Annotated in this window: 31 protein-coding genes and 1 riboswitch; of the genes, 7 read left to right on the top strand and 24 right to left on the bottom strand. The window is 38.8% G+C overall.

Annotated elements, in window-relative coordinates; all coding sequences use genetic code 11:
• The first annotated feature begins 67 nt into the window (after positions 1 to 67).
• The 3 genes from BN985_RS09515 to BN985_RS09505 all read left to right on the top strand — a co-directional run bounded on the left by BN985_RS09515 (position 68) and on the right by BN985_RS09505 (position 1156).
• Complete coding sequence (locus BN985_RS09515; RefSeq protein ID WP_042223242.1) at positions 68 to 400, top strand: YtrH family sporulation protein; 333 nt, start codon at positions 68 to 70, stop codon at positions 398 to 400.
• Complete coding sequence (ytrI, locus tag BN985_RS09510) at positions 373 to 891, top strand: sporulation membrane protein YtrI (protein WP_232225580.1); 519 nt, start codon at positions 373 to 375, stop codon at positions 889 to 891. The genes BN985_RS09515 and ytrI overlap by 28 nt, the downstream gene beginning before the upstream one ends.
• Before the next feature lie 73 nt (positions 892 to 964).
• Complete coding sequence (locus BN985_RS09505) at positions 965 to 1156, top strand: hypothetical protein (protein WP_042223240.1); 192 nt, start codon at positions 965 to 967, stop codon at positions 1154 to 1156.
• A gap of 88 nt (positions 1157 to 1244) precedes the next feature.
• On the opposite strand, the gene BN985_RS09500 is transcribed toward BN985_RS09505, so the two are convergent.
• A complete protein-coding gene (locus BN985_RS09500; protein WP_042223239.1) occupies positions 1245 to 2189 on the bottom strand; it encodes a DHH family phosphoesterase in 945 nt (314 codons plus the stop codon).
• A gap of 73 nt (positions 2190 to 2262) precedes the next feature.
• On the opposite strand from BN985_RS09500, the gene BN985_RS09495 reads away from it, so the two are divergent.
• A complete protein-coding gene (locus BN985_RS09495; RefSeq protein ID WP_332257482.1) occupies positions 2263 to 2664 on the top strand; it encodes a YtpI family protein in 402 nt (133 codons plus the stop codon).
• Between the two features lie 52 nt (positions 2665 to 2716).
• Here BN985_RS09495 and BN985_RS09490 read toward each other — a convergent pair whose 3' ends face one another.
• From BN985_RS09490 to BN985_RS09435, 12 genes are all read right to left on the bottom strand, one after another.
• Positions 2717 to 4024, bottom strand: coding sequence for a DRTGG domain-containing protein (locus tag BN985_RS09490; protein ID WP_042223237.1), 1308 nt, complete (start codon positions 4022 to 4024; stop codon positions 2717 to 2719).
• 72 nt (positions 4025 to 4096) lie between these two features.
• A complete protein-coding gene (locus BN985_RS09485; RefSeq protein ID WP_042223236.1) occupies positions 4097 to 4324 on the bottom strand; it encodes a hypothetical protein in 228 nt (75 codons plus the stop codon).
• A 95-nt stretch (positions 4325 to 4419) separates the two neighbouring features.
• A complete protein-coding gene (locus tag BN985_RS09480; protein ID WP_042223235.1) occupies positions 4420 to 4959 on the bottom strand; it encodes a hypothetical protein in 540 nt (179 codons plus the stop codon).
• Entirely contained in the window at positions 4940 to 5494 is a 555-nt protein-coding gene (locus tag BN985_RS09475; RefSeq protein WP_042223234.1) for a PilN domain-containing protein, read from the bottom strand. Before BN985_RS09475 ends, BN985_RS09480 begins: the two co-directional genes overlap by 20 nt.
• A gap of 5 nt (positions 5495 to 5499) precedes the next feature.
• Entirely contained in the window at positions 5500 to 6405 is a 906-nt protein-coding gene (gene pilM, locus BN985_RS09470; protein ID WP_042223233.1) for a type IV pilus biogenesis protein PilM, read from the bottom strand.
• 12 nt (positions 6406 to 6417) lie between these two features.
• Positions 6418 to 7173 (bottom strand): prepilin peptidase, encoded by a 756-nt coding sequence (locus BN985_RS09465; protein WP_042223232.1) that lies wholly within the window; start codon positions 7171 to 7173, stop codon positions 6418 to 6420.
• A gap of 85 nt (positions 7174 to 7258) precedes the next feature.
• Positions 7259 to 7627 carry a prepilin-type N-terminal cleavage/methylation domain-containing protein gene (locus BN985_RS09460; RefSeq protein ID WP_042223231.1) on the bottom strand — a complete coding sequence of 123 codons (369 nt, stop codon included), beginning with the start codon at positions 7625 to 7627 and terminating at the stop codon, positions 7259 to 7261.
• Between the two features lie 36 nt (positions 7628 to 7663).
• Positions 7664 to 7746: riboswitch (cyclic di-GMP riboswitch) on the bottom strand.
• 44 nt (positions 7747 to 7790) lie between these two features.
• Entirely contained in the window at positions 7791 to 8990 is a 1200-nt protein-coding gene (locus BN985_RS09455; protein ID WP_042223230.1) for a type II secretion system F family protein, read from the bottom strand.
• 1 nt (position 8991) lies between these two features.
• Positions 8992 to 10032: a type IV pilus twitching motility protein PilT gene (locus BN985_RS09450; protein WP_042223229.1), complete on the bottom strand. Its 1041-nt coding sequence runs from the start codon at positions 10030 to 10032 to the stop codon at positions 8992 to 8994.
• 12 nt (positions 10033 to 10044) lie between these two features.
• Positions 10045 to 11670 carry a GspE/PulE family protein gene (locus BN985_RS09445; protein ID WP_042223228.1) on the bottom strand — a complete coding sequence of 542 codons (1626 nt, stop codon included), beginning with the start codon at positions 11668 to 11670 and terminating at the stop codon, positions 10045 to 10047.
• A gap of 16 nt (positions 11671 to 11686) precedes the next feature.
• Positions 11687 to 12124, bottom strand: a complete 438-nt coding sequence (locus BN985_RS09440; RefSeq protein ID WP_042223227.1) for a hypothetical protein — start codon at positions 12122 to 12124, stop codon at positions 11687 to 11689.
• Between the two features lie 2 nt (positions 12125 to 12126).
• On the bottom strand, positions 12127 to 12567 hold the full coding sequence (locus BN985_RS09435) for a prepilin-type N-terminal cleavage/methylation domain-containing protein (protein ID WP_042223226.1): 441 nt from the start codon (positions 12565 to 12567) through the stop codon (positions 12127 to 12129).
• A 63-nt stretch (positions 12568 to 12630) separates the two neighbouring features.
• Between BN985_RS09435 and BN985_RS09430 the strand changes: the two genes are divergently transcribed.
• Complete coding sequence (locus BN985_RS09430; RefSeq protein ID WP_042223225.1) at positions 12631 to 13524, top strand: PulJ/GspJ family protein; 894 nt, start codon at positions 12631 to 12633, stop codon at positions 13522 to 13524.
• 72 nt (positions 13525 to 13596) lie between these two features.
• On the opposite strand, the gene BN985_RS09425 is transcribed toward BN985_RS09430, so the two are convergent.
• The 6 genes from BN985_RS09425 to BN985_RS09400 all read right to left on the bottom strand — a co-directional run bounded on the left by BN985_RS09425 (position 13597) and on the right by BN985_RS09400 (position 18320).
• Positions 13597 to 14277, bottom strand: coding sequence for a metal-dependent hydrolase (locus BN985_RS09425; protein ID WP_042223224.1), 681 nt, complete (start codon positions 14275 to 14277; stop codon positions 13597 to 13599).
• A 72-nt stretch (positions 14278 to 14349) separates the two neighbouring features.
• Positions 14350 to 15900 (bottom strand): polyamine aminopropyltransferase, encoded by a 1551-nt coding sequence (locus BN985_RS09420; RefSeq protein ID WP_042223223.1) that lies wholly within the window; start codon positions 15898 to 15900, stop codon positions 14350 to 14352.
• Between the two features lie 102 nt (positions 15901 to 16002).
• The gene (locus BN985_RS09415; RefSeq protein ID WP_042223221.1) at positions 16003 to 16398 is read right to left on the bottom strand and encodes a DUF350 domain-containing protein; all 396 of its coding nucleotides are present in this window, start codon (positions 16396 to 16398) and stop codon (positions 16003 to 16005) included.
• 17 nt (positions 16399 to 16415) lie between these two features.
• A complete protein-coding gene (locus tag BN985_RS09410) occupies positions 16416 to 17051 on the bottom strand; it encodes a DUF4247 domain-containing protein (RefSeq protein WP_042223219.1) in 636 nt (211 codons plus the stop codon).
• A 79-nt stretch (positions 17052 to 17130) separates the two neighbouring features.
• A complete protein-coding gene (locus tag BN985_RS09405) occupies positions 17131 to 17796 on the bottom strand; it encodes a PspA/IM30 family protein (protein WP_042223218.1) in 666 nt (221 codons plus the stop codon).
• Positions 17797 to 17807: 11 nt separating this feature from the next.
• Positions 17808 to 18320 carry a DUF4178 domain-containing protein gene (locus tag BN985_RS09400; protein ID WP_042223216.1) on the bottom strand — a complete coding sequence of 171 codons (513 nt, stop codon included), beginning with the start codon at positions 18318 to 18320 and terminating at the stop codon, positions 17808 to 17810.
• 144 nt (positions 18321 to 18464) lie between these two features.
• On the opposite strand from BN985_RS09400, the gene BN985_RS09395 reads away from it, so the two are divergent.
• On the top strand, positions 18465 to 19562 hold the full coding sequence (locus tag BN985_RS09395; RefSeq protein ID WP_042223214.1) for a M24 family metallopeptidase: 1098 nt from the start codon (positions 18465 to 18467) through the stop codon (positions 19560 to 19562).
• A gap of 49 nt (positions 19563 to 19611) precedes the next feature.
• Here the strand turns inward: BN985_RS09395 and ald are convergent, their stop codons facing one another.
• Positions 19612 to 20730 carry an alanine dehydrogenase gene (gene ald / locus BN985_RS09390; protein WP_042223212.1) on the bottom strand — a complete coding sequence of 373 codons (1119 nt, stop codon included), beginning with the start codon at positions 20728 to 20730 and terminating at the stop codon, positions 19612 to 19614.
• Between the two features lie 175 nt (positions 20731 to 20905).
• Positions 20906 to 21067, bottom strand: a complete 162-nt coding sequence (locus tag BN985_RS19225; RefSeq protein ID WP_182858829.1) for a hypothetical protein — start codon at positions 21065 to 21067, stop codon at positions 20906 to 20908.
• A gap of 217 nt (positions 21068 to 21284) precedes the next feature.
• On the opposite strand from BN985_RS19225, the gene BN985_RS09385 reads away from it, so the two are divergent.
• A complete protein-coding gene (locus tag BN985_RS09385) occupies positions 21285 to 21713 on the top strand; it encodes a universal stress protein (protein ID WP_042223210.1) in 429 nt (142 codons plus the stop codon).
• Positions 21714 to 21815: 102 nt separating this feature from the next.
• On the opposite strand, the gene BN985_RS09380 is transcribed toward BN985_RS09385, so the two are convergent.
• The 3 genes from BN985_RS09380 to tpx all read right to left on the bottom strand — a co-directional run bounded on the left by BN985_RS09380 (position 21816) and on the right by tpx (position 24644).
• Positions 21816 to 22997: an acetate kinase gene (locus BN985_RS09380; protein WP_042223208.1), complete on the bottom strand. Its 1182-nt coding sequence runs from the start codon at positions 22995 to 22997 to the stop codon at positions 21816 to 21818.
• A 6-nt stretch (positions 22998 to 23003) separates the two neighbouring features.
• The gene (locus tag BN985_RS09375; protein WP_042223206.1) at positions 23004 to 23990 is read right to left on the bottom strand and encodes a class I SAM-dependent methyltransferase; all 987 of its coding nucleotides are present in this window, start codon (positions 23988 to 23990) and stop codon (positions 23004 to 23006) included.
• Positions 23991 to 24143: 153 nt separating this feature from the next.
• Entirely contained in the window at positions 24144 to 24644 is a 501-nt protein-coding gene (gene tpx, locus BN985_RS09370; RefSeq protein WP_042223203.1) for a thiol peroxidase, read from the bottom strand.
• Positions 24645 to 24731 lie beyond the last annotated feature (87 nt).

The following is a 24731-nucleotide window of genomic DNA, read 5'->3' as shown; positions in this document are numbered from 1 at the left end:
AATTAATCATAACCCTTCATTACATTTCATAAAATAATAGGGACATGCCTTGGAAGGAGTCGTTTTCATGGAAGAACGTTTTTTTGCTACTGCCATACATTGCTTCTTCATCGCCTTCGGTGTAATGGTGGGTGGATCTATTATTGGAAGTATTGGTGAATTTGCTACAGGAGATGCTCCTCTCTCGGCAATAGGTACTATTGCAAAAAAGCTACGAATTTGGGCTATTGCTGCAGCGATTGGAGGAACATTCGACGCGCTTAGCAATTTTGAAAGAGGGATTTTTGATGGATCAACCATGGATATTTTCCGGCAGATTGTCTTGATTTTATGTGCCATGGGTGGCGTAAAAACTGCAGTAGTGCTTATTGAATGGCTTATCCAAGAGGAAGTGTCCTAATGCATGTTCCTCCCTACCATAAAAAAAATACTTGGCAACGTTTTATTGCAGGTGCCCTTGTTGGCGGTATTATCGCTTACATCGTTTTTATTTTCATGTTTGGCAGCATGTATGAAAATAAATTAAAAGAAAATCTTGAGCTTACTTCTCGGGTGAATGATTTAAAAAACCAGAACGAAGCCCTTTTAAAGGATACGGAGAACTTAAAGGCCCCTGTTAAGGTGTCTGTTATTGAAATAAAGATTGAGAACGCAGAGGAATTATCGCTGGACAGCCTTGTTGTTCCAAAGCTTCAAGAGCTAGTAAAGGATGAGATAAGCCATATTACTGGGCAAAGTGTGTCCATTGTCGAAGAAATCGACCAGCTTCTCATTTCGTCAATAGAAAATAAAGAGTTTACCGTAGACGATCTTCGTTACCAATTTACCGTTCGAATGCTAGTCATTTCTGAAACAGTGAAGGCCTTCTTAGAAGTAGAAGCTTTGAATTAGATTTTGAAAGCGGACAGTGCCCATTAACCATCCCACTACATATATTATACATAATAAGAAAGGGTGGTTCTCCATGCTAATATTGCCTTATAATAAAATGCGCGATGTAAAGCTTGCCCAATTGAGAAATGGACACACTGCTTATGCTGAATCAAATGAGCTCATTAGAATGTTGAAACGCTGCATCGAAAAAGAGCAGCTACAGGTTCACTATGATGAAACCCAAAAGGGATGCTGGATCATTCCAATTTCAGGTGAGAAGTAAAACATTACTTAACGTAAAAGCCAAACAGTCAATGGAACTGTCTGGCTTCGTTTCCGTTTAAGTAATGAAGATAATTAAGGCTTGGCTCTTACTTAAATGCCTTGCATACTTCCTCTAAATCTTGAACGACTTGCTCTGCTTCTTCCCAGCTATATACCGTGGCCCCAGATGCCATAGGATGGCCTCCGCCATTGTATTTTGCTGCAACCTCGTTCACAATTGGCCCTTTGGATCTTAATCTTACACGAATTAAATCCTCTTCCTCAATGAAAAACACCCATGCTTTTATTCCTTCCACTTCGCCAAGTATGCCCACAAGTTGCCCTGTTTCAATTGGGTCTACTTTAAAGGAAGCTAAAATATCCTGGGTCAACTTAATTGTACTTAATCCATTTGGTGAAAGTTCATAACGTTGTAAAACATAACCCCGAAGCCTTGCTATGTTTTGTTTAACATTGTATATCCCATCATAAAGTGAGCTTCGGTCAAAATCATATGTTACAAGGTCTGAAGCATATTCAAAGGTTTTTTTAGTTGTACTAGGAAATAAAAATCTCCCTGTATCCCCAACAATACCAGCATAGAGAGATGCAGCAGATTTATCATTTAATTGTAATCCCTGGTCTTTACCGTGAAGGTACAACTCATAAACCATTTCACTAGTGGAACTGGCTTGGGTATCTACCCACAAAATGTCACCGTACGCGTCATTATTTGGATGGTGATCAATTTTAATTAATTTATCTCCAAGGTTATACCGAGAGTCACTTATCCTATCTGTATTTGCTGTATCACACGTGATAACAAGCGCCTGCTTGTATACGTCATCAGCTATCACGTCCATTTTCAATAAGAATTCTAAGGAGGGGTCAACTTCTCCTACAGCGTACACGTTTTTTTCCGGATAAGAAGCTTGGATGATCTCTTTAAGTCCACCTTGCGACCCAAGTGCATCTGGGTCTGGACGAACATGTCTATGAATAATAATGGTATCATAGGATTTAATCGTGTCTATTATTTGCTGAATCGACATATTTGTTACCTCCACAGTTTTCATTTCGTTCTGGCTAAACATGCATAAAAAAGTTACAATAGAAGAAGGTGCTTTGCCAGCCCATACAGTTGTGCTTGGTTTGGAGCATTATTTAACGAAATTAATATACTTTCCAATTATACATACATCTAGGAGTGAAATTATGTTTATTTTCCCGGTTATTATCATCCTATCCGTTGTGTTCTATGTGTACTATAAGGTTGCGATCTTAAAAACGAGGGATCGGCTTACACAAGTCTATTTTAACGCAAGGTCTCGTATGTGCCTAGGTAGCTTCGTACTATTCTTTGGTGTTAATCAATATGTTTACTATCTAACCCAGTTATCTCTTTTTATAGGACTTCTATTTTTCGTATTAGGCGGTCTACAACTTTATACTGGATTTAAGGAAGCAAGGCATTACAAAAACGAATACCGGCGGTTAAATCCTGCAGGTTATAAAGCTGACGAATAGAGTCAGCTTTTTTTAATGATTACCTTAGAAATTCCGCTCAAAGCTTTAGTCTTTAGCGATCAATTAATTGGGCCATGATTAACCCTTTCCCTGCAATTTTACGTTCATTGTATACTTCAATTTCTATTTTCGCGTACATTCTTCCCGCTTCTAACAACTTTGGTTTAATCACTAGCTTACTGTCAATTTGCATAGGCTTTAAAAAATACACCGTTAGATTTTCTACGACCAAATCTCCTTTTTTGTAATACATTAACAGCCGACTGCTCGCTTCCGTGATTAAGGCGGTAAACACTCCATTAGAAAGCGTTCCAAGTTGATTCGTCATCTGTGGTGTTACATCCGCATGGTATTCAGGTATGTCATCGTCAGAATCAATTAATGATCTTGATACTATGTCATCAATTGTCTCTCCGACCTGAGGCTGCCGCTGTATCTGCTGTAGTGCTTTAAGCACATCTTGCCTGGAAATAACCCCTTGTAACCGAGAAGCCTGATCGGTTACAGGCACTACCTCAATGCCTTCCCAAACCATCATATGAGCTACCGATGCTAGTGACGTTTTTGCCTGCACCACCTGAGGATTCTTACTCATCACCTTCTCTATAAGCATATCTGCTTCCTTCGCTACCACATCTTTAGAGGTCACCATTCCTAATACCCTATTGCTGTCATCAATAACCGGAAATCTTGTATGGCTTGATTGCTCATTTAACTTATACCAGTCACTAACTGTATCCCCTGCTTGGAGGAACCAGGATGCTTCATAAGGTGTGAAAATGTCTCCGACAAAGACAATTTCCTTTTTAATGAGTTGGTCATATATAGCCCGGTTAATCATGGCAGCAACAGTAAACGTATCATAACTTGTGGAAATGATCGGCAATTCTTTTTCATCTGCCAGTCGTTTTATATGTTCCTCTGTATCAAACCCACCGGTAATCAGGACTGCAGCGCCTTCATTCAATGCCAATTCATGTGCTTCCACACGGTTCCCTATAATCAAAAGAGAGTTTGCCTCGGTATACCGCATCATGGCATCTAGCTGCATAGCCCCGATCACAAATTTGTTTAATGTTTTATGAAGACCAGCTTTGCCACCAAGAACTTGTCCATCAATAATATTAATAACCTCAGCAAAGGAGAGCCTCTCAAAGTTCTCTCTATTTTTCCTCTCAATTCGTATGGTCCCTACCCGTTCGATGGTGCTTACAATCCCTTGGTTTTCTGCTTCTTTAATTGCTCGATATGCTGTCCCATCACTAACATTTAATTCCTTTGCAATTTGCCTCACTGAAATTTTGTGACCAACAGAAAGGGATAGAATATGTTGGATAATCTGCTCGTGTTTCGTTGCCAATGGTGTTCCACCAACCTTCAACTGTACTAGTACATTATTTAAACTTTATTATACAGTTGATTGTTAGTAAACTCAATAGTTATGGGACCTGCGCTGTTGAGGTTCCTGCTGTTCCATAATTGGTGGCTTAGTCATTTTTAATAACGTAGCAAGGTTTGAACCTACTACTAAGAATAGAAACCCTAGCCAACCTCCCCAAAAAACCATTTCTATTGTTGTGTTGGCATAGGGGATTACCGGCCATGCAAAATAAAGTAAAAACGCTGCAAGCAATAATCGCAAAATAGCATAATGTCGCATTATATCTCCTCCTATTGACCAATGTATGAAAAAAGTCCACCAAACAGAACATTAGTTGAGAACGAAAAAAGGCAAAAAAAATAGCCTTTTAAAGGCTATTCGGCATAGTAAGTAGAAAATGAAATGGATGCAAAAAAAGACTCTCCATCTTCGTCCACATTTAAAGTTTCAATCGTAATTAATCTTTCTCCTTCTAGCATTGCATCTAAGAACTGATTTACATCTTTTAAGCTCTCTCCTGTAACATCTAGTGAATATGTAGCTTCCTGAACTTCTGACGTCTCCTCAGTTGTTTCATCAGCTCCCTCACCATTTCCAGTTGCTGAGCCTATATAATCGATCTGAACATTAGATGAATTTGCCAACCCATGTATTTCTCGTAATAAGGAATCGATTGCGAGACGGTTGGGAATAAGTTGTGCAATAGCTTCAGAATCTCCTGTCGCTTCTTCTTTGTTGTCATCAGCATTACGCGCAACCTGGTTTTCAAACATTGACACTTGATTATGTAGATTTTCTGCTTCACTTTTTTGTGGCTTTATTAAATAGTGATATCCTACTAAATACACTAATCCTAATACAACGAGCAAGCCGACCAACACGAGTATATGCGTTTTATTCAATGATTTCATCATGTGTGCCAAGCTCCTCCTTCAGCATTTCCTCATGCAATTGTACCGTCAACACAGCTTCATAGTCTTCTTCTACTGCAACAACACTAGTTAGTTGTACCTCTGTTACGTAGGCTAAGTCAGAAGCTTCTGCCACAAAATCTGCAACTTCCTCCATACTAGGGTAGCTTGCTGTTACAACAAAAGAAGTTATAGAATCGTTTGCATAGCTTATCAGCTGTTCGCTCGATACCAATAAATCGGTCACAGCATGGAAAAGAGGTATAGTAGGTGAAGCTTCACTTCTAATTCTTTGGGTTTCAACAATTAGTTGCTCCATTTCTCTTGTTCCCGCTGCATCGTTTTGTTGCTCAGCAATGGTGATTTCCAACTCTGTTAATTGTGTTTCAGCAGCAGAGATTTCCTTATCTATACTGTTTTTCTGGACAAGCAAAAAGGCCATTATACAACAGGCTAAAATAAGGAAAGCCCCTCCAGATATGATGAAGAATAGCTTTTTATTTGGTTGCTTTTTAATAAAGTTTATTTCTGTACTCATACCGTTTAAACCTCATTCTTCATAGCCAGACCTAATACGTCTGTATATTTGGATGGTAGCTCACCATTTGAAAAATCCTCAACTGCTAAGGTTTCACCTTCTATAAAGCGTTGTTTTAACGCTGGTAGACCAGCGTAATCACCAGATAGTAAAAGAAGCTCTATTTGGGAAGTGCCTTTTGTAATGGAATATTGATAGAAATCTATGATGCGATTTATTTCTATTAAATACTCATTAATTGTCCGGTCCATATCGGAGTTTTCCATAGCTTTTTCCATTTTCATATGCCTTGTGAAAATTGGCTTATTTTCTTTGAAAGCTGTCAGCACAAGTGCTTCCGCGTTCCAGTGAACGTGCAAAATGTGATTCTGTGTTGTTGTTTCCTTCCGTGTAGCCATGTAATATCGATAAACAGATAAGGAGGTTAAGTCTGCCACTACTGGACGCAACCCTTGTTGTTCAAACACCTCTACAAAATCATTTATTTTCTCTTTTGGATAGGCAAATAATAAGATATGTTGCTTATCACCTTGTTTTTCAAGAAAATCTATTGCTATGGAAGGATTAGCAAAGGGTAAATAGATACTATTTCCAAGCTGTGTCTCGATATAATCCCTAGCTTCTTCTCTTGATAAAGCTGCAGGGACTTCTATTTGCCGGATGACCACCGTATCATCAGGTACTGCAAATAAAAGCTTTTTCCTTTTCCATTTGTGCTCTTGGACAAGTTTTCTTATTAGTTCAGAAAATCCAGCCTTATCCATTATCTTCCCCTCTTCTAAAACGGATGGAGGGAGCTCCAATTCACCATGTTCTTGTAATCCTTCTAACTTATTATTTTTATGAAAGGTATATCGTAATTTTCGATTTGTAATTACAATATTAACCCTACCATTAGATATAAAGCCCATGCTGTCACGTCCTTATAAAAGTAATGTAAAATACCAGTCTATTAATCTTTCGCCAAAGAAGTAGGTGATAAAGGAAGCAATCACGATATATGGCCCGAAAGGTACGGGCTGTTTTCGATCAACGATCTTCAATCCGATTAATATCACACCAATGATTGCGCCAATAATGCAGGAAAGAAAAAAAGCCAACAAGGTACCTTGTAGTCCAAGCACAATGCCAAGTACGCCGAAAAGTTTCATGTCCCCTGCGCCCATGCCTCCTCTGCTAATGATAATAACAAGCATAAGTACTGCTATCCCTACCACGGCTCCCACTATACTGCTCCACCATGGATCAAGCGGCACAAGAAAGCGCATCATCACAAGAAATGGTAAGAAAAACAACAGAACTTTGTTTGGTATGAGCATATAAGCAAGGTCGGATACAAGGATGATCATGAGCAAGGAAACGAGTAGCAATGCTGTAACGAGTTCCATCTCCAGCCCTATTTGTATATAGCTTAGGGCAAAGAAAAAGCCTGTTAAAAATTCAACGACTGGATATATGTATGATATCTTGCCCTTACAATATCGGCATTTGCCTTGTTGAATAGCGAATGAAATAAGCGGTATATTATCATACCAAGCTAGTTGATGATTACATTGTGGACATCTGGAACGGTCATTTGCAAAAGGAAGCTTCTTTGGGACCCGAAGTCCGACCACATTAAAAAAAGACCCAAAGAGCAAGCCTAAACCGAAAAACAATAGAATCATGACACTATCCATTTATGTACTCCTTCATGTTAAAGATATTGAATATTGAAGAAAACGCCCTGCTTTTGGGGCAAGGGCGTTGGTTGTGTTGTGAAATTTATTCAGGTTTTGTTTTACTGTAAGTATACGTTTTAACACCATTAGTAGATGTTTCTACTTTAACAAAACCAACCAGTTCATCTTCATCGCTTTCACTAGAATCTAAAAAGCCTGCACTCTTAAGATCAGCTACACTTACTGTGTAATCACCTTCCTTTTCAGGATCAGAAACGTCAGCAAGCCTAGCAGCATTCTTAATTAGTTCCACATTTGCTTTCTCCGCTTTTGCCTCTGAATTACTAATTATCTTCCCTACTGATGGAATAGCAATCGCTAGTATAATAGCTAAAATTGCAATTACAGCTAGTAACTCTACCAACGTAAATCCTTTTTCTTTTTTCAACATTTTTTTCATGCGTGTAAGCATAAAAATCCCCGCCTCTCTAAATATGTATATTTAGTAACACAGTCAGGTCGGTTGCACTACTTGCTCCAGATTATCAAAGTGCCCAGATAGAGATAACCCTTCAAAGCATCCGTCTATTTACCTAGTTCTATTATATTATATAAAACTACAATTTACCACATTTTTATTGTAAATTTTCGAACATAGAAAACATTGGAATAACGACTGCAGATATAATGCCCCCTACTATGACAGTAAGTACGATGATCATAAGTGGCTCTATCAATGTTTTAATCCGGTTTGACAGCTGCTCTACTTCTTCTTCATAAAAGGAAGCCGCTTTTGCTAGCATCTGGTCCAATGTACCTGTTCTTTCGCCAATTTGCATCATTTGAATAATTAAAGGTGGTATTACCCAGTGATTTTTCATCGGCTTTGTAATCGATTCACCTTGTTGAAGGGTTTCCTTAGAGGAAGATAACACATCCTGAATCACCCTGTTCCCAACAACCTTTTCCGTTATTTCTACTGCTTCCAAAATAGGAACAGCACTGTTCACCAATGTGCTTAGTGTTTGCGTCATCCGCACTAATGCGCCTTTATGTGCAAGCACGCCAAGGAAAGGAAAGCGCAGCTTATATGTATCAATTCGATAGCGAAAACTATCATATCTTAGCATATATTTGCCAAGAAAAACTAATAATACGATTAAGAGGGCAATGCTCCACCAATATACCGCTAGCCAATCACTAAGGTTCAAAATAAATTGCGTGTAAGGTGGTATTTCTTCTCCAAAGGAATTAAACATGGTAACGAATTGCGGCACGATAAACACGAGTAAAAAAATACTCAACATCAAGGTTATGACACCTACTACACTTGGATAAAGCAGTGCAGAAACTACTTTTTGTTTATTTCGATATTCTTTTTCATAGTAATCTGCCATTTGGTTAAGAATTTCATCTAGCTTACCGCTCACTTCTCCTGCATGAATCATGTTTACGATTAACATGGGAAAAATGTTAGGATGCTTTGCTGCTGCAGTAGATAGAGAGACTCCCTGCTCCAATTGTTTTACCATATCTTCTAAAGTTGTACGAAGCGCATAATTATCGGTTTGTTTTGACATTGTAATGGTTGCTTCAGAAATGGGTATACCAGCATGAATCAATGTGGAATATTGTCTCAGAAACAGAACAAAATCTTTGTTTTTAACACGCTTGTTTAAAATAATATCTTTGTTCCAAGGTTTTGTTTCCTCAATTTGCGTAATGAGTAGACCTTGTTTCTCCAGCTCATTTAACGCTAACTGTTTGGAATCGGCATCAATTTTTCCTTTTATCCGCTCTCCGGACATTCGTTTGCCAACATATTGAAAGTCCATACTAGGAGTTCCCTCCTTGCATATACGGCGCTGCAGCTTCCATGGAAATTTGGTCTTCTTGCAGAAGTCGTCTTAATTCCATCTCCAATGTATGCATCCCTTGGTCTCTAGAAGTCTGTAACACATTTTGAACTTGATGTAACTTTTCGTTTCGTATTAGGTTTTTGACAGCTGAAGTATTCCGAAGCACCTCTGTTGCTGCTCTTCTTCCAGATCCGTCTCTTGTTACTAGTAATCGCTGAGAAATGACTGCCTTTAAAATAGTAGACAGCTGAATTCGTATTTGCGTCTGCTGTGCTGGCGGGAAAACATCAATAATTCGCTCGATTGTTGAAACGGCGTCTGTAGTATGTAATGTTCCTAATACGAGATGACCTGTTTCTGCAGCAGTAATAGCAGTCGAAATGGTCTCTAAGTCTCGCATTTCTCCAAGTAAAATGATGTCGGGATCCTGTCGAAGACTAGCCCTTAGACCATTTACAAAACTATTCGTATCAAACCCAATCTCACGTTGATCAATAATTGATTTATTATGGGAATGCATGTATTCAATCGGATCTTCTAATGTGATGATATGCTTTTCCATTGTTTGATTAATATAATGAATCATGGAAGCAAGCGTCGTACTTTTTCCACTTCCTGTAGGACCAGTAACCAACACAAGCCCTTGGGGTTCTTGGACAATTTCTTTTGCAACAACAGGAAGATTTAGTTCCTCAATTGATGGGATGTGATTCGGGATAATTCGAATCGCCAATGACAGTTCTCCGCGCTGATAAAAGGTATTTATACGAAAACGGGAGACACCCTGTATACCGTAAGAAAAATCTAATTCTCTATTCCTCTCCAATGTGTCCCATAAATCTTGTGGTAGGATGGCTTGCAGGATTTGTTTCGTCTCAGATGGCTTAATTCGAGGCATGTCCTGTTCCATTAACCTACCATTCACCCGGAAAATGGGCGCTTTTCCGATGGTTAAATGTACATCAGATGCATTCTGATTATAAGCATCTGTAAGCCATCCTTCAATTATTTCTCGCATTCTATCAACTCCCTATAGTCGAATGGATACTTGCATAATTTCTTCCATCGACGTTTTACCTTCTTTAATTTTTTGTAGCCCATCTTTTATAAGAAAAGCCGTCCCTTGCTTGTCTAAATACGCTCTAATATCATTCATTGAGCCACTATTCAAGAGCATTCCTCTGATTGTATCATCAATGACGACAACCTCTTGGACAGCAATTCTTCCTCGATAGCCCCTCTGGTGGCAAACCGAACACCCTTCACTATCGTAGACGTGTTCTACATTCATTTCATTTTTCTCAAAGATCTCTCTTTCCATATCTGTTGCTGGACGCTCTATCAAACAATCTCTGCACAGCTTACGAACTAGCCGCTGGGCGACGACACCCGACAAAGAAGAAACAACTAAATATGGCTCAATTCCCATATCAATTAATCGAGGAATTGCATCCACAGCACTATTCGTGTGCAAGGTACTAAAAACGAGGTGACCTGTTAAGGAAGCACGAATCGCAATTTCTGCTGTTTCCTGGTCGCGAATTTCTCCCACCATAATGATGTTAGGATCCTGCCGCAAAATAGAACGTAAGCCACTTGAAAAGGTTAAACCAACAGAACTGTTCACTTGTACCTGGTTGATCCCCTCTAATTGATACTCTACAGGGTCTTCTACTGTTACAATATTAACTTCATCAGAATTCAATTGATGTAACGCGGCATATAAAGTGGAAGTTTTTCCCGAACCTGTAGGGCCTGTCAATAACACCAGGCCTGAAGGACGGTGTATCAAATCTTCATATTTTTTCAAGTTTGCCTGTGAGAAATCTAACTCATTAACCTTCTTTAATGCTTGATTTAAGTCTAGAAGCCGGATTACAATTTTTTCTCCAAACACTGTGGGTAAACAAGAAATCCGTAAATCAACTGGTGTTAGCCCTACCGTTGTTCTAATTCTTCCATCCTGAGGTAGTCTTGTCTGGGTAATATTTAAGTTAGCCAAAATCTTTATGCGAGCAATGAGTGCATTTTGCATCTGCTTGGCAACAATTTTTTCTGTTTGCAGCTTCCCGTCAATTCTGTAGCGTACCTGAACCGCAGCCTCCTGGGGATCGATATGTATATCACTTGCTTTCAGCTGAACAGCAGTCGTAAGCAGCTGGTCAAATAATTGAATAATTGGCGCCTCAGCTTCACCATTATTCTGATTTTCTATCATTTCGGGTTCATTTTTATAGTAGTATTTGTTGATGGCAAAAAGAATATCATCCTTGGCAGCTATTACCGGGGAAATACTAAACCCTGTTTCCATTTCCAAATCATCGATAACAAAGTAATCCATTGGATCCTTCATCGCAACCATTAATTCCGTCCCACTAATTTGTAATGGCATAATTAAATTTTGCTGGGCTGACTCCCTTGTTACAAATTGAAGGACATTTTCATCAATCGGATACCTATATAACGAAACATGCGGAATACCAAGCTGGAATTCCAGCACTTCAATGAGCTGTTTCTCTGTAATAAATCCGTGTTCTAAGAGCGCGTCACCAAGCTTTTGATTGCTTTTTTTATTTTCCAGTGCCTCATTAATTTGTTGTTCATTAACGAGTCCCGCATCGCGGAGTAAGTCACCTAGGCGTTTACGTGTGATCATTGTGGTTCAGTCCTTTCTATTCTTTATTAATGGTGATGGTATCATCTGTTCTAACTGTTTGACCTTGAGCAGTGCCATAAATCTTGTACTCTACCTCTAAACCATCTTCTACTTTAGCTGGTGGGTCAGGCAAGTTAATTTCAAACCGTCTACCATCCCCAAGAATAACTTCTGGGTGCTCTAAACTAGATATTGACAAAGTGCCTTCTAATCTTTCTTGTAAATATTCTAAGGCATTCTGTTCTTCATTATATGTGTACATATCCAATACAGCTTGTACATAATCAATCCCCATTTGTGCTACTAATTCTGCGTCAGTTCGTTTTTCCACTGTTGTAATCTGCTTAGTTGTTTGAATAACTTGTCCAGACAATGTTGTTATAAATAGTAATATTAAAGTAATTATTAAAAGTGTTAATACAAGTGCTGCACCTTTTTCACCCTTTAAGCCCATAGCTAATCCACACCTTCTTCATTTTCTATTAAGTATGTAAAGGACTCATTTATAGGAGTCTTTCCACCTTTCTCATACACTTTTATTCTTGCTCGGTAGAGCCCTAAAAACATTTCTTCCTCGGTCCCCTCGCACAGTTGGTATGTACCTATATAATCTTTGCTATTAATTTTATAACTTGAAGAGATTTGTGTTTCATGTCCAGTTGTTTTTTCTTCACATTCATTTATATTAGAAAAATCGATACTTTCCTTTTCTAAATCATAGGCCACTTGTCCTATTAAATTACTAGCAGTAAGTTTATTTTCCGTATTACTAGTCCACTGCAAAATTTGTGGAAATATTGGCAAGAGTAAAGTTATAACTAGTGCGAGCAGTGCGATTGATGCTATAATTTCTATAAGGGTAAAACCACTATTATTATCAAATGTTTTTTTATACATTACAATATTCACGCCTCACGTGTGACTTTTATCCTATTATAGCACTTAATTGGATGTGAAAATATGAATTTTCGTCAACTTAATAATGAAAAAGGAATCACACTCGTCGAACTTCTTGCTGCCATCGGGTTACTAGCAATTGTTATTGCACTATCTTCCACAATTTTCACACAGATGTTTAGTGCGGAAGAAAAATCAGAAGGCGATATAAGAACAAAACAGACATTAAATGTTATAGCTGCTGAAATGAAGCATGATTTTTTTAAAGGAGAAGAGAGAATCTGTGCTAGAGATCCCCTAAAAGGAATTACTATATCATTTGACAGTGAAGATATACTAGATGTTGATGAAGAGGGTTGTATTATTATTAAAGAGGGACAGAATACACTACCAATTGTGATAACTGCCACTAGTGATCAAGGCGGTTCTACCGAAATAAAAACAAGCTGGAAGAAAAAAACTGTTTCTCTAGATATACCGATAGAACAAAAACCAGAAGAGGAACCTAGCAATCCGGATCCGGAAGAAGAGCCTAGTGAACCAGACCCTGAAGAAGAAACTGAACCAGAGCCAGATGAAGAACCTGGCGACACGCTATCATGTAAAGTAGAAGGTTCCTTGATGCTGACAAAGAAAGTTAAATTAATGAAAGGAATTTGTCCAAATGATACGTATGAAATAACTGGGGCATTACATGCAACAGAGTCTCTCTCCCTTCAGCATGATGGTGTAACCTTAATAGTACGTGGATCTGCACAATTTGATGGAAAAGTAGACCTTGCTAAAAATAGCCTTTTGGATATTGGCGGGGCTGGAACATTTAATCATGATCTTAAATTAAAGAAAGACAGTCGCTTAAAAACGGGGGGACCAATAGTAATTAGGGATGAAAAAAGGTTAGCACTCCATAAAGGGGCAACCATTACAATAAATGGCTGGCAACATTATCTTCCATAATAAGAAATTTGGAAATTTATATCGTGAAAAAAGGCTTGGATACAACATCCAAGCCTTTCATTATGGTTTTATCTACAACTCCAAAACATCGCCAATTTTCATCGCTTTCCCTTCTCCTACACTTACTTTCTCAGCAAATGCGTCAGGATCTTGTTCGATTACAGGAAAGGTATTGTAGTGCACTGGCACGGTGGTTTTAGCGTTTATCCATTTCGTCGCAACGAGGGCATCTTCTGGCCCCATGGTAAAGTTGTCACCAATTGGTACGAATGCGACATCGATATCATTCATCTCACCAATTAATTTCAAGTCAGAGAATAGGCCTGTGTCTCCCACATGATAGATGGTTTTGCCATCTATTGTTAGTAAAATACCTGCTGGCATACCTGTGTAAACTGTTGAACCATCCTCTTGGGTGTATGCAGATCCGTGAAATGCCTGGGTGAATTTCACTTGTCCGAAATCAAAATTGTGTTTCCCACCAATATGCATCGGATGTGTCTTTAACCCTTTATTCCCTAAGTACTCTGCAAGTTCGTTTGGCGCTATAACCAAGGCATTGCTTCTTTTGGCAATTTCAAACGTATCACCCACATGATCATTGTGTCCGTGTGTGAGTAAAATAACATCTGCCTTAATCGTGTCTGCATCCAAATCACATGCCTCATTACCTGAGATAAATGGATCAAAGAGAATCGTTTTTGTTCCGGTCTCAACCTTAACTACAGAATGTCCATGATAAGATACTTTCATCATATTTCGCTCCTTTTATTAAAGATTGTCTCCCTACTACTTCTATAAAGAGTTCTCTATTCCTTTACCCGTTTAGTAATTTTCCCATGCACGTTCATAAATTTGAATTAAATGAGGATCTATCAAGGTGTTTGGTTTCAGTGTGATTTCCTCACCGTCTTTATCTACCATACTGGCATCTTCGTCTTTCCCAAACTGCGTTAAACTACCTAACATATCCTTATCCAAAAACTTTGTTTCCGGTTCAATTGTGACATCTTCAAGTTTAATCTCTTCTCTGCTCGCCATGACAAAACCCCAATTTCCAAAACTAGGAACATCTACATGAAGGTTTTCCGTATTCAGCCCAGTTGAAGCAATGGTTTCAGAGATCGTCCAATATACCTCTCTTGCGAAAACGGGACTCGTCCCCTGCGCCATCATTACCCCTTCTGCCGTCATATGGTTCCTTACCAACGAGTAAAATTCCTTTGTATATAGCTTGTTTAAACTCTCATTATTTGGGTCTGGCAAATCAATAAGAATCACATCAAACCACTCTTCGCTATCCTCGAGGTATTCATAGGCATCCATGTTATGAACAGTAACCCTTTGATCCATTAATGCCCCTTCATTCAACTCTAATAATTGGCGATTTTCATTTGCGAGCTCCACTACTGCTGGGTCAAGATCCACTAATGTGAGATTTTCTAAAGAATCATATTTTAGCACTTCTTTTGCTGCGACACCGTCCCCGCCACCTAAAATCAGCACGTTTTTAGGCTCATTCACAAAGGACATCGCAGGATGAACAAGTGTTTCGTGATAACGATGCTCATCTGTTGAACTCAGCTGCAACGAACCATCTAAATAAAGTCTCACATCATCCTGATCCTGAGTAAGGATTATTTTTTGATAGTTGCTTTCCTCCATATGTAAAATTGGATCTTTATAAAGCTTCTGTTCAAAGCTAAAAGCAAGCTCTTCTCCAAAAAACAGGCCAAGAATTAATGACAATGCAATGATTCCACCACAAGCGGCATGAACAGAAAAGTTCCTAATTTCTTTACGGAACAGCCATAACACGATTAAAGCAACGGTTACGTTAATACAACCAACTAAGAATGCTGATTTTACCATGCCAAATTGTGGACGCAGTAAGAAAACAAATAAAAGTCCACCAACAAGGCCTCCGGCATAATCAGAAAATAAGACTCTTGCAGTACTTCGATTAAGGGATACACCAATCTCGTTTGCTTTCCTGATTAATATTGGCAATTCAAAACCAGTCAATGCACCCACTAACGCAGTGATAAAGTAAAGATAAAACGCATCTGTTCCATCAGGTGCAATAGCAGTGATCCCAAACATCGTAAAACTGGAGAAGCCACCAATTATCGCAACTCCAAACTCAACCCAGATAAAAGATATAATAAGGTTTTTCATCACTTTTTCACTTAAACTTGCTCCAATCCCCATACCAGTAAGGAAAAGAGAAATGATTAACGTGTATTGCTTTACGCCATCACCTAATATATAGGAACCCAATGCACCGAACAAGACTTCAAATATTATGCCGCAAATGGAGACAATCCCCGATGCCCAATAAATAATTGTACTCTTTCTCACAGCTGCATCATTCAAATTTGATCACTCCACTTCCTTGTTTCCCTGTAAATAAATGAGGCTTCCGCGACATGTTCCAGCGGAAGCCATTTTGATATGTTTATAACTGTCACAATAATACTATGTTATAGATGCACCGATAACTAAAGCCAAGCCAATAGACACCGCCATGGAAATAATACCTACAGCAAGGTTATTTTGGCGTAATTGCTCCTCCACAGAAAACTTTCTAGTAAATAGATCAAATATCCCGTAAGCAATCATTTGCAGTAGCACACCAAACAGTCCCCAAATAATGGTTTCCTGTATCTGAATACTGTGATAAATGGCAAATGCTAATACAATACAGATCCCAATAATTTTTCCGGCAATAGATAACGCTACTGCCTGGTTGCCGTTCTTAACTTCTTCCATGTCTTTATATTTTCTTGTCATGTTCTCAAATATAATAAGTCCGATTAATACGATTACGACCGATATTGCAAAATACATGAGTGAATCAATAAATGGTTGCATGCAAAACCCTCCTTTTATTATTTTCCGGAACCTGGACCGCCTCCACGAAATGTTCCACTTCCACGACTTGGCGTTCCGTAGCCTCCACTTGTATATCCACCATAGCAATCTCCTGATTGGCAAGCACGTGCCCTACGATTACTCCAGCCATTCCCAAGGAAACTATCGAGTAGTCGATAGGTAAAATATGTCTGCAGAAAACTTGGTGAGTAATTATTTCGTACAAATTCCTCACTGGCAACTTCAATCAAAATCACATTATCATCGTTTTCACTGTGCTTTAATGTAACAAAATCATCTGGATAAACCATAATTTGTTGATTATCTTTTTCTTCACTTATATTTTCTGGCTCTATAGCAGAAGAAAACAATGATACAAGCTCTTCTTTATTAAAACGTTGTGTGGCGTAAACCTCAGCGTCATATGTATCACCATTCACTACATCAAGCAGAGGGAAATGCGCCTCTACTAAATCATCAATTTCATTACTGTTATCTGCTTCTATGTCTGCAGTAAGATCTGCTTTGCTTGGTTCATCTGGCATATCTCCGGCACTAACATTGGCATCTTGTTCCATTCCTCCAGGTCCACATGCTGCAAGTATACATAACATAATGATTACAATTCCTAGTAACAGCCATTTTTTGGACAATAAGATCCCCCTCTCCCTGTATAGTAGTTAATCAAGTTGGCAGGAGCAGCGAGGCCGCTCCTGCCATCCACTAACTAGTTTATTTACCCATCTTTCTTTTTAGTTCTGCTAACTCATCATCTACGCCGTTTTTATCCAAATCTTCAAATTCATCATCCAATGTACGGCTTGCTTGTGACATATCTTCACTCGTTTCAGCTTCTGCTTCAAATTGCATTACTTTCTCTTCCATACGCTCAAAACCACGCTTAGACTCATCATTCCCAATAGATGACATTGTACGATTCATTTTGGTTCTTGTTTTTGCAGATTCAGCACGTGCTTTTAACGAATCCTTTTTCAACTTCATTTCCTGGTATTCTTTTTTCATTTCATCAAGTTTGGAACGAAGTGATGTAGCGTCTTGTTGTGCTCGCTCCCAGGACTCATTCAACGTTGTTGCAGTAGCCTCATGGTCTTTCTTATCTTGCAGGGCACGTCTTGCTAGATCCTCATTCCCTGCCTCAATCGCTTGCTCTGCTTGCTTTTGTCTTTTATCAACCATTGCTTGTGCATCATTAGCTTTTCTCTTTAACATTTTTTCATTCGCTATTTGCTTGGCAACAGCCGCTTCAACTTCGCGAATATCCTCTGCCATATCTCTCATAAACTGATCAAGCATTTTCACCGGATCTTCGGCTTTATCAAGCATTGCATTTAATTCTGAACTTACCACTGTCTTCATACGACCAAAAAATTTAAACATATATTCTCCTCCTATTTAGATCCTGCTAATATTTTTATTTCATAAGCTTCAATGGAGTAGCCATGACTGGCTTCTATTTCAGTTCCCCATGACTCAAAGCTGAGATAGCTTTCTTCTTTTGTATCCATATATTCAGCGTATTGTGTTTCTGAACCGGTTAAAGAATTGCTTCTTCCTTCTCCAGTTACCCTTGCTGATCCTGTTTCCTCCAGGTAATAGGTGCTGTTCTCGTACGTAATTTCTTTCGGGAATGGCTTCTGGATCGGAAACTGAACTTTCCTATATATGCCAAGTTCAAGCTCATCATCCATTTCTGCTGATAACCATATAGTATCATTTCCCTCCAGTAATTGATAACTATACCATTCATAGCCCCCATCTCTATATGTTATCTTCCCAACGACCTCATAGTCTGTGAGATCATAGGTAATAATGTCGCCGATTTTGATGGAAAGCACCGTTCTTTCTTCCGGTACAGCAGTTTCATTCTTTTTTTTTGAAAAGATCTTGGAAAATAGCCCCATTCACTCACCTCACATCATTATATCTTTTGTTGCTAGTAGGTATTACGTTCTAAAGAGAAATTGGTTTCAAAATATAATTTTTTTTACATTTGTGATTGTCTGTTATACTTTAGTATATCATTACATATGAAGGAGTGCCTATATATGACAAGTAGAATAGACGCATTATTAAAAAGCATGAAGGAACAAGACCTTGATAGTATGTTTGTAACATCGAAGGCAAACTTTTATTACTTAAGCAATTACTATACGGAGCCCCATGAGCGTTTAATTGCAGTCTATGTATCCCACACTATGGATCCAATCCTTATTGTACCAGCAATGGAAGTAGAAGATGCAAAAGAGGCAGGTTGGCAATTTGAAATAATTAGTTACCGTGACCACGAAAATCCTTGGGAGCTTTTCTCGAAAAGACTTAAAGCATCGAATCAAGTACCAGCCTCCATTGGACTGGAACATGATCATATTACATTGGAAAGATATGAAGCCATTAAGGAGTATCTATCCAACACAGCAATTCGTGATGGAAAAGAGATATTGGCAAACTTAAGAGTGATAAAAGATAAAAAAGAGTATACCTTGTTAAAACAAGCAGCAGCACTTGCCGATTTCGGTGTTGAAACAGGAGTGAAAGCAATTCAGGAAGGTGTAAGTGAATTAGAACTGATTGCCAAAATCGAATACGAGCTAAAAAAACAAGGTATTCAAGAAATGTCGTTCAATACAATGGCGTTATCTGGGACAAAAACGGCTTCTCCTCACGGTACGCCAAATATGAAAAAGATAGAAAAAGGGGATATTGTTTTATTTGATCTTGGAGTTATTTTTGAAGGATATTGTTCAGATATTACGAGAACAGTAGCGTATAAATCTATAACGCAAGAACAAGAAAACATCTACCAAACGGTATTGCAAGCTGAACAAAAAGCCATTGAAGCTTCAAAGGTCGGGACCTCTGTCGGTCAGCTTGACCAAATTGCGAGAGGACATATTGAAACTGCAGGCTATGGCGACTATTTCACACATCGTTTAGGACACGGACTTGGCATTGAAACTCATGAATATCCATCGATGCATAGCAATAATACATTGCCATTAAAATCCGGCATGTGTTATACGATTGAACCAGGTATTTATGTACCAGGACAAGGTGGTGTGCGAATCGAAGACATGGTATACATGACAGACAAGGGTGCTGAAGTATTGACAGCCTATCCAAAGGAATTACAGATACTTGATTAATTAATAAAGCAAAGCCTGCAGGACATCCTACAGGCTTTGCTTTTTGTATTTAGCTTTCCAGTAATGAGTGTGCATCATCAAATTCAAGACCGTGTGAAGCAGCAACTGCTTCGTACGTCACAAAGCCATCTAAAGTATTGACTCCTTTACATAGAGCTTCATTGTCCAAGCATGCTTTCTTGTAACCTTTATTTGCCAGCTGTAGGGCGTACGGTACTGTTACATTCGTTAAACCTATGGTTGATGTACGTGGAACAGCACCAGGCATGTTTGCAACAGAATAATGGAGCACACCATGCTTCGTGTATGTTGGATCGTCATGTGTGGTAATACGGTTACTCGTTTCAAAAATACCACCTTGGTCAATTGCAACATCTACAATTACAGACCCTTCAGGCATTTGTTTTACCATTTGATCTGTTACAAGCTTCGGAGCTTTAGCGCCCGGTATTAGAACAGCACCAATTACAAGATCTGATTCAGAAATGGCTAGTCCAATATTTAAAGGGTTTGATATCATTGTATTTATTTTAGAACCAAAAATATCATCAAGCTGGCGTAAGCGTTCTGGACTAAGATCAATAATGGTGACATCTGCTCCTAATCCTACAGCTATTTTCGCCGCATTTGTGCCAACTACTCCGCCCCCAATAATGGTGACTTTACCTCTTTTAACTCCAGGGATCCCAGCTAATAAAATGCCTTTTCCTCCCTTAGGTTTCTCTAAAAATTGTGCACCAATTTGAGAAGCCATTCTTCCTGCTACCTCACTCATTGGTGTAAGGAGTGGTAGCGAACGATTGTCCAATTGCACGGTTTCATACGCTATTCCGACAACTTTTTTCTCAATTAAGGCCTTAGTTAATTCAGGCTCTGCAGCAAGATGTAAATAGGTGAAGAGGATAAGCCCCTCATAGAAATAGTCATATTCCTCTCGTTGTGGCTCTTTAACCTTCATAACCATTTCTTGATTCCAAGCTTCTTGTGCAGAACCTACAATAATTGCACCAGCTTCTTTATAATCACCATCTGTAAAGCCAGACCCCAGGCCTGCTTCTGTTTCCACATATACCTCATGACCTGCTTCAGATAAAGTGTGTACCCCCGATGGCGCCATAGCTACTCTGTTTTCATTGTTTTTAATTTCCTTTGGGATCCCAATTCTCATCGATCTAGCCCTCCAATTTCTGCAATAAATAATTATGAAAGCACTTACAACACTTTGATTATACTACATTATGTACCTAAAACTACATTACCAAATTTATTAGCAAAGGGAAAGAAGAATTAAGTGAAACTTTAATAAGTGGGGGTTTTTGTTCTCCCCCACTTATTGTTAAAGGTTATCTTCTGCGATTATTAAAGGTGTGAATATTTTTGTTGTTATGCAACTGTTCTACAACCCCACTTTGATAACTTTCATTTAGTTGGTTTTGCACAGCTGCTACGCCCTTTTCGTCTTCAAAAATATTTTCTGGAGAATTATCTTTCTTTTGTTTGCTCAAGATTATCACCTCCATTTATAGGGTGTCCACCCTTACGGAATGTTATCTTGCATAGTTCTTTCCAGTAAACCCAATTATGTATAGGTAATACGCAGGCACCAATTTCTTGCTCTGTTTCATCTTTTGAAAATTAAACGAAAATTATTGCAACATAGAAGATTTCAATTGTGATTCGAAATGTAAGGGTATATACTAAAAGAAAAAGGGGATATGTAGCATGGAATATAAAAACATTGTGGTAGCTGTAGATGGCTCTCAAGCGTCTGAAAAAGCTTTTAAAAAGTCACTTGAAATTGCAAAACGCAATCACGCAAGCTTAATCCTTGCACATGTGGTGGATTCCCGTACTTTTGCTTCTGCAGAGGCCTATGATCGCACCCTTTCCGAAAGAGCTGACAGCTATGCTAAAGAATTACTTGACACTTACGTAGAAAATGCTCAAACTGCTGGTCTCACCGACATTACACGTTCGATAGCATATGGCTCTCCAAAAATAAAAATTGCAAAAGATATTGCGCAGGATTTTGATGCAGATCTCATTATTTGCGGTGCTACAGGGATGAGTGCTGTGGAAAGGTTTCTAATTGGCAGTGTTTCTGAAAGTATAACCCGATATGCGTCTTGTGACGTGTTAGTTGTTCGCTAAACAGATACTAAAAATCGAAAAACGATTAATTGACTTATAATTATTACGAACCATAAAAAAAGGTTTTGCCACCTCACATGATGGCAAAACCTTTAAGAAAATTTAAGCTAATCGCAATGTGTCACGAGCGATCATAACTTCTTCATTAGTTGAGATAACAATTACTTTAACTGGAGAATGCGGATAGTTAATGAACTGATCCTTTCCACGAATCTGATTTAATGCAGGGTCCCAATATACCCCCATAAATTCTAGACCATGTAACACCTTCTCACGGATTGTTGCACTATTTTCCCCGACACCTGCTGTAAAGATAATCGCGTCTACACCAGACATTTTAGCAGCATAGGAACCAAGGTATTTGTGAATACGGCCAGCAAATACTTCAAGTGCTAGTTCCGCACGCTTGTTTTCTCCTGATTGTTGCTCAATATCACGCAAATCACTGGAGAAACCAGACAATGCAAGCATACCACTTTCTTTATTTAATACGTCCATTACTTCTTCCGCTGTCTTACCAGTTTTTTCCATAATATATGGAATAAGGGCCGGATCAATGTTACCAGAACGTGTTCCCATCGTAACACCAGCTAGTGGTGTGAAGCCCATAGATGTATCTATAGATTCTCCACCTTGAATGGCAGCAATACTTGCTCCATTACCTAAATGACAAGAAATAAGTCTTAATTGATCAAGTGGCACTCCCATTAGTTCCGAAGCACGCTGTGATACATACTTATGAGATGTACCATGGAAACCATATTTACGTATACCATAGTCTTCATAGTAATCATATGGAAGACTGTATAGGTAAGATGATTCGGGCATTGTTTGATGGAATGCTGTATCAAATACTGCTACCATCGGTACATTCGGTAAAATTTCTTTAAATGCATGAATACCAGTCAAGTTGGCAGGGTTATGCAGTGGAGCTAATTCTGAAACTTCTTCAATACTTTTTATAACTTCGTCAGTTAGCTTAACAGAATCACTGAATTTTTCTCCACCATGCACTACTCTATGGCCAATAGCATCTAATTCATCTAGTGACGAAATAACACCAGAATCTGTTAATGAAGCCAACAATTTCTTTACGGCCACTTCATGGTTTGGAATATCACCGACAAATTTGTCCTCGTTATCATTTACTTCAATAGCGAAAATAGCTTCTGGAAGACCTATACGTTCTACTAACCCTTTTGCCATTACTTCTTCCTCGGGCATTTTAATCAATTGGAATTTCAAAGATGAACTACCAGCATTAATTGCTAATACATTACTCATTGTTGCTCACTCCTTATTATACGTTTGGAACCAATTATTCATTTGTCCTAAAATATCTGCCATTGCGTTCGTGTTTTTCAATGATGGGATTTGCACTAGCAAAGGCTGTTTTGGCGGACGAGTGTCCTGCGATTTTTTCTGCAGAATGAGAATACTTTTTACATTTTTCTCAGATTTAAAGACACTTTCCGGTAACCGCGCAACCCCAATAATGTGGGCATACTCCTGGATAAATCGGTGGAGCTTGTCCGATTGATCACTATCAAACAAGAAATCAGGCACGACATATATCATATAACCGCCTGGTTTAGTATAATTCAGTCCTTGTTCAATAAACAGGTGATGGGCATATGAATGTCCTTCCTCTGCCTTCAATTCGTATTGAGCAGCCTGCACATCGTCTGGGTAATAGCCCACAGGCAGATCTCCCACTACCAAATCAACAGGATCCAGTAAAAATGGTCGAATGCTGTCCTGATGGAAGAACTCGATTTGCTTTTCTTGCAGATTCGCATTCATTACAGCAAGCTGTATCAAAGTTGGATCCACTTCTGAAGCAAATGCCTCAACAGGTTGATTTAATCGATCGAGAACTGTTGTAAGCAAGTTAGCTGTACCACCTGCCGGATCAAACACTCGCACCTTCTCATTTGCAAGCATTACCTTTTCTGCAAAGTACGCAACAAGCAATGCAACCGTTTCTGGTGTCATTAGATGTTGCTGCTGTGTAGAATCCTTCATACCTTTTAACATAACCAGCTGTGTCGCTTTACGGATATCTTCCTTTGAAAAAGCGGCAAGATCTAGATCTGCTATGGACTGCTGTAATTTATGTGAATTAATGTCATCTTGATCCTCTGGTATTTCCTGCAAAAACAAAAGTTCCATTGTCAGTGCCAGGCTGTCCAAATAAGGTTCATGACGTTGTTGTTGAATAAGGTTCGTTGTCTGATCCAGCCATTCATATAATAGCTCTACATTTGATTTCCCCATTACAATCCTCCATTCGTTCCTAAAGCGTTTCTATTGTACCAAAACAAATGGTTATGTACAAAGCAGTGGCAGCTTTTCAATTAACGTTTTTTTACTGAAAGAGTTTTCACAGTAAAAATCTCTCTCAAATAAGATCGAGAGAGATTGAGTCGATTATTTTGCTTTCCGCGCAGCATCCAATGCAGCATCATAGTCAGGGTGGTTACTAACTTCACTGACATATTCAACATATGTGATGTTGTTGCTCGAATCTACAACAAAAATCGATCTCGCCAACAATCGCAATTCCTCTATCAATACACCATAGTTATGACCGAAATCAGCTTTACGGTGATCAGATAGGGTGTCGAGGCTGTTAATTTCATGCTTGTTGACCCACCTCTTTTGAGCAAAAGGGAGATCCATGCTTACTGTTAAAACTTTCACATTACCTATCTTATCCGCTTCATCATTAAACCTTTTTGTCTGTTCAGCACATACCCCTGTATCAATCGAAGGAACGACGCTGATAAGTTTTACTTTCCCGTCATAATCACCAAGGGATACAGCATTAAGGTCATTGTTAAGCACACTAAAATCTGGTGCCTTGTCCCCAACCTTTACTTCATTCCCAATTAATGTGACAGGGTCTTGATGGAATGTAACATTTGCCATATGAAGCATTCCTCCTAAATAATTGTATTCCTCTAGTATTATGAATATAAATACAGGTCATGTCCAACAATTTATGCCATAAAAACA

This window comes from Oceanobacillus manasiensis, assembly GCF_000724085.1.
Classification (GTDB): Bacteria; Bacillota; Bacilli; order Bacillales; family Amphibacillaceae; genus Oceanobacillus_B; species Oceanobacillus_B manasiensis.
This window is presented reverse-complemented; position numbering and strand designations above follow the sequence as displayed.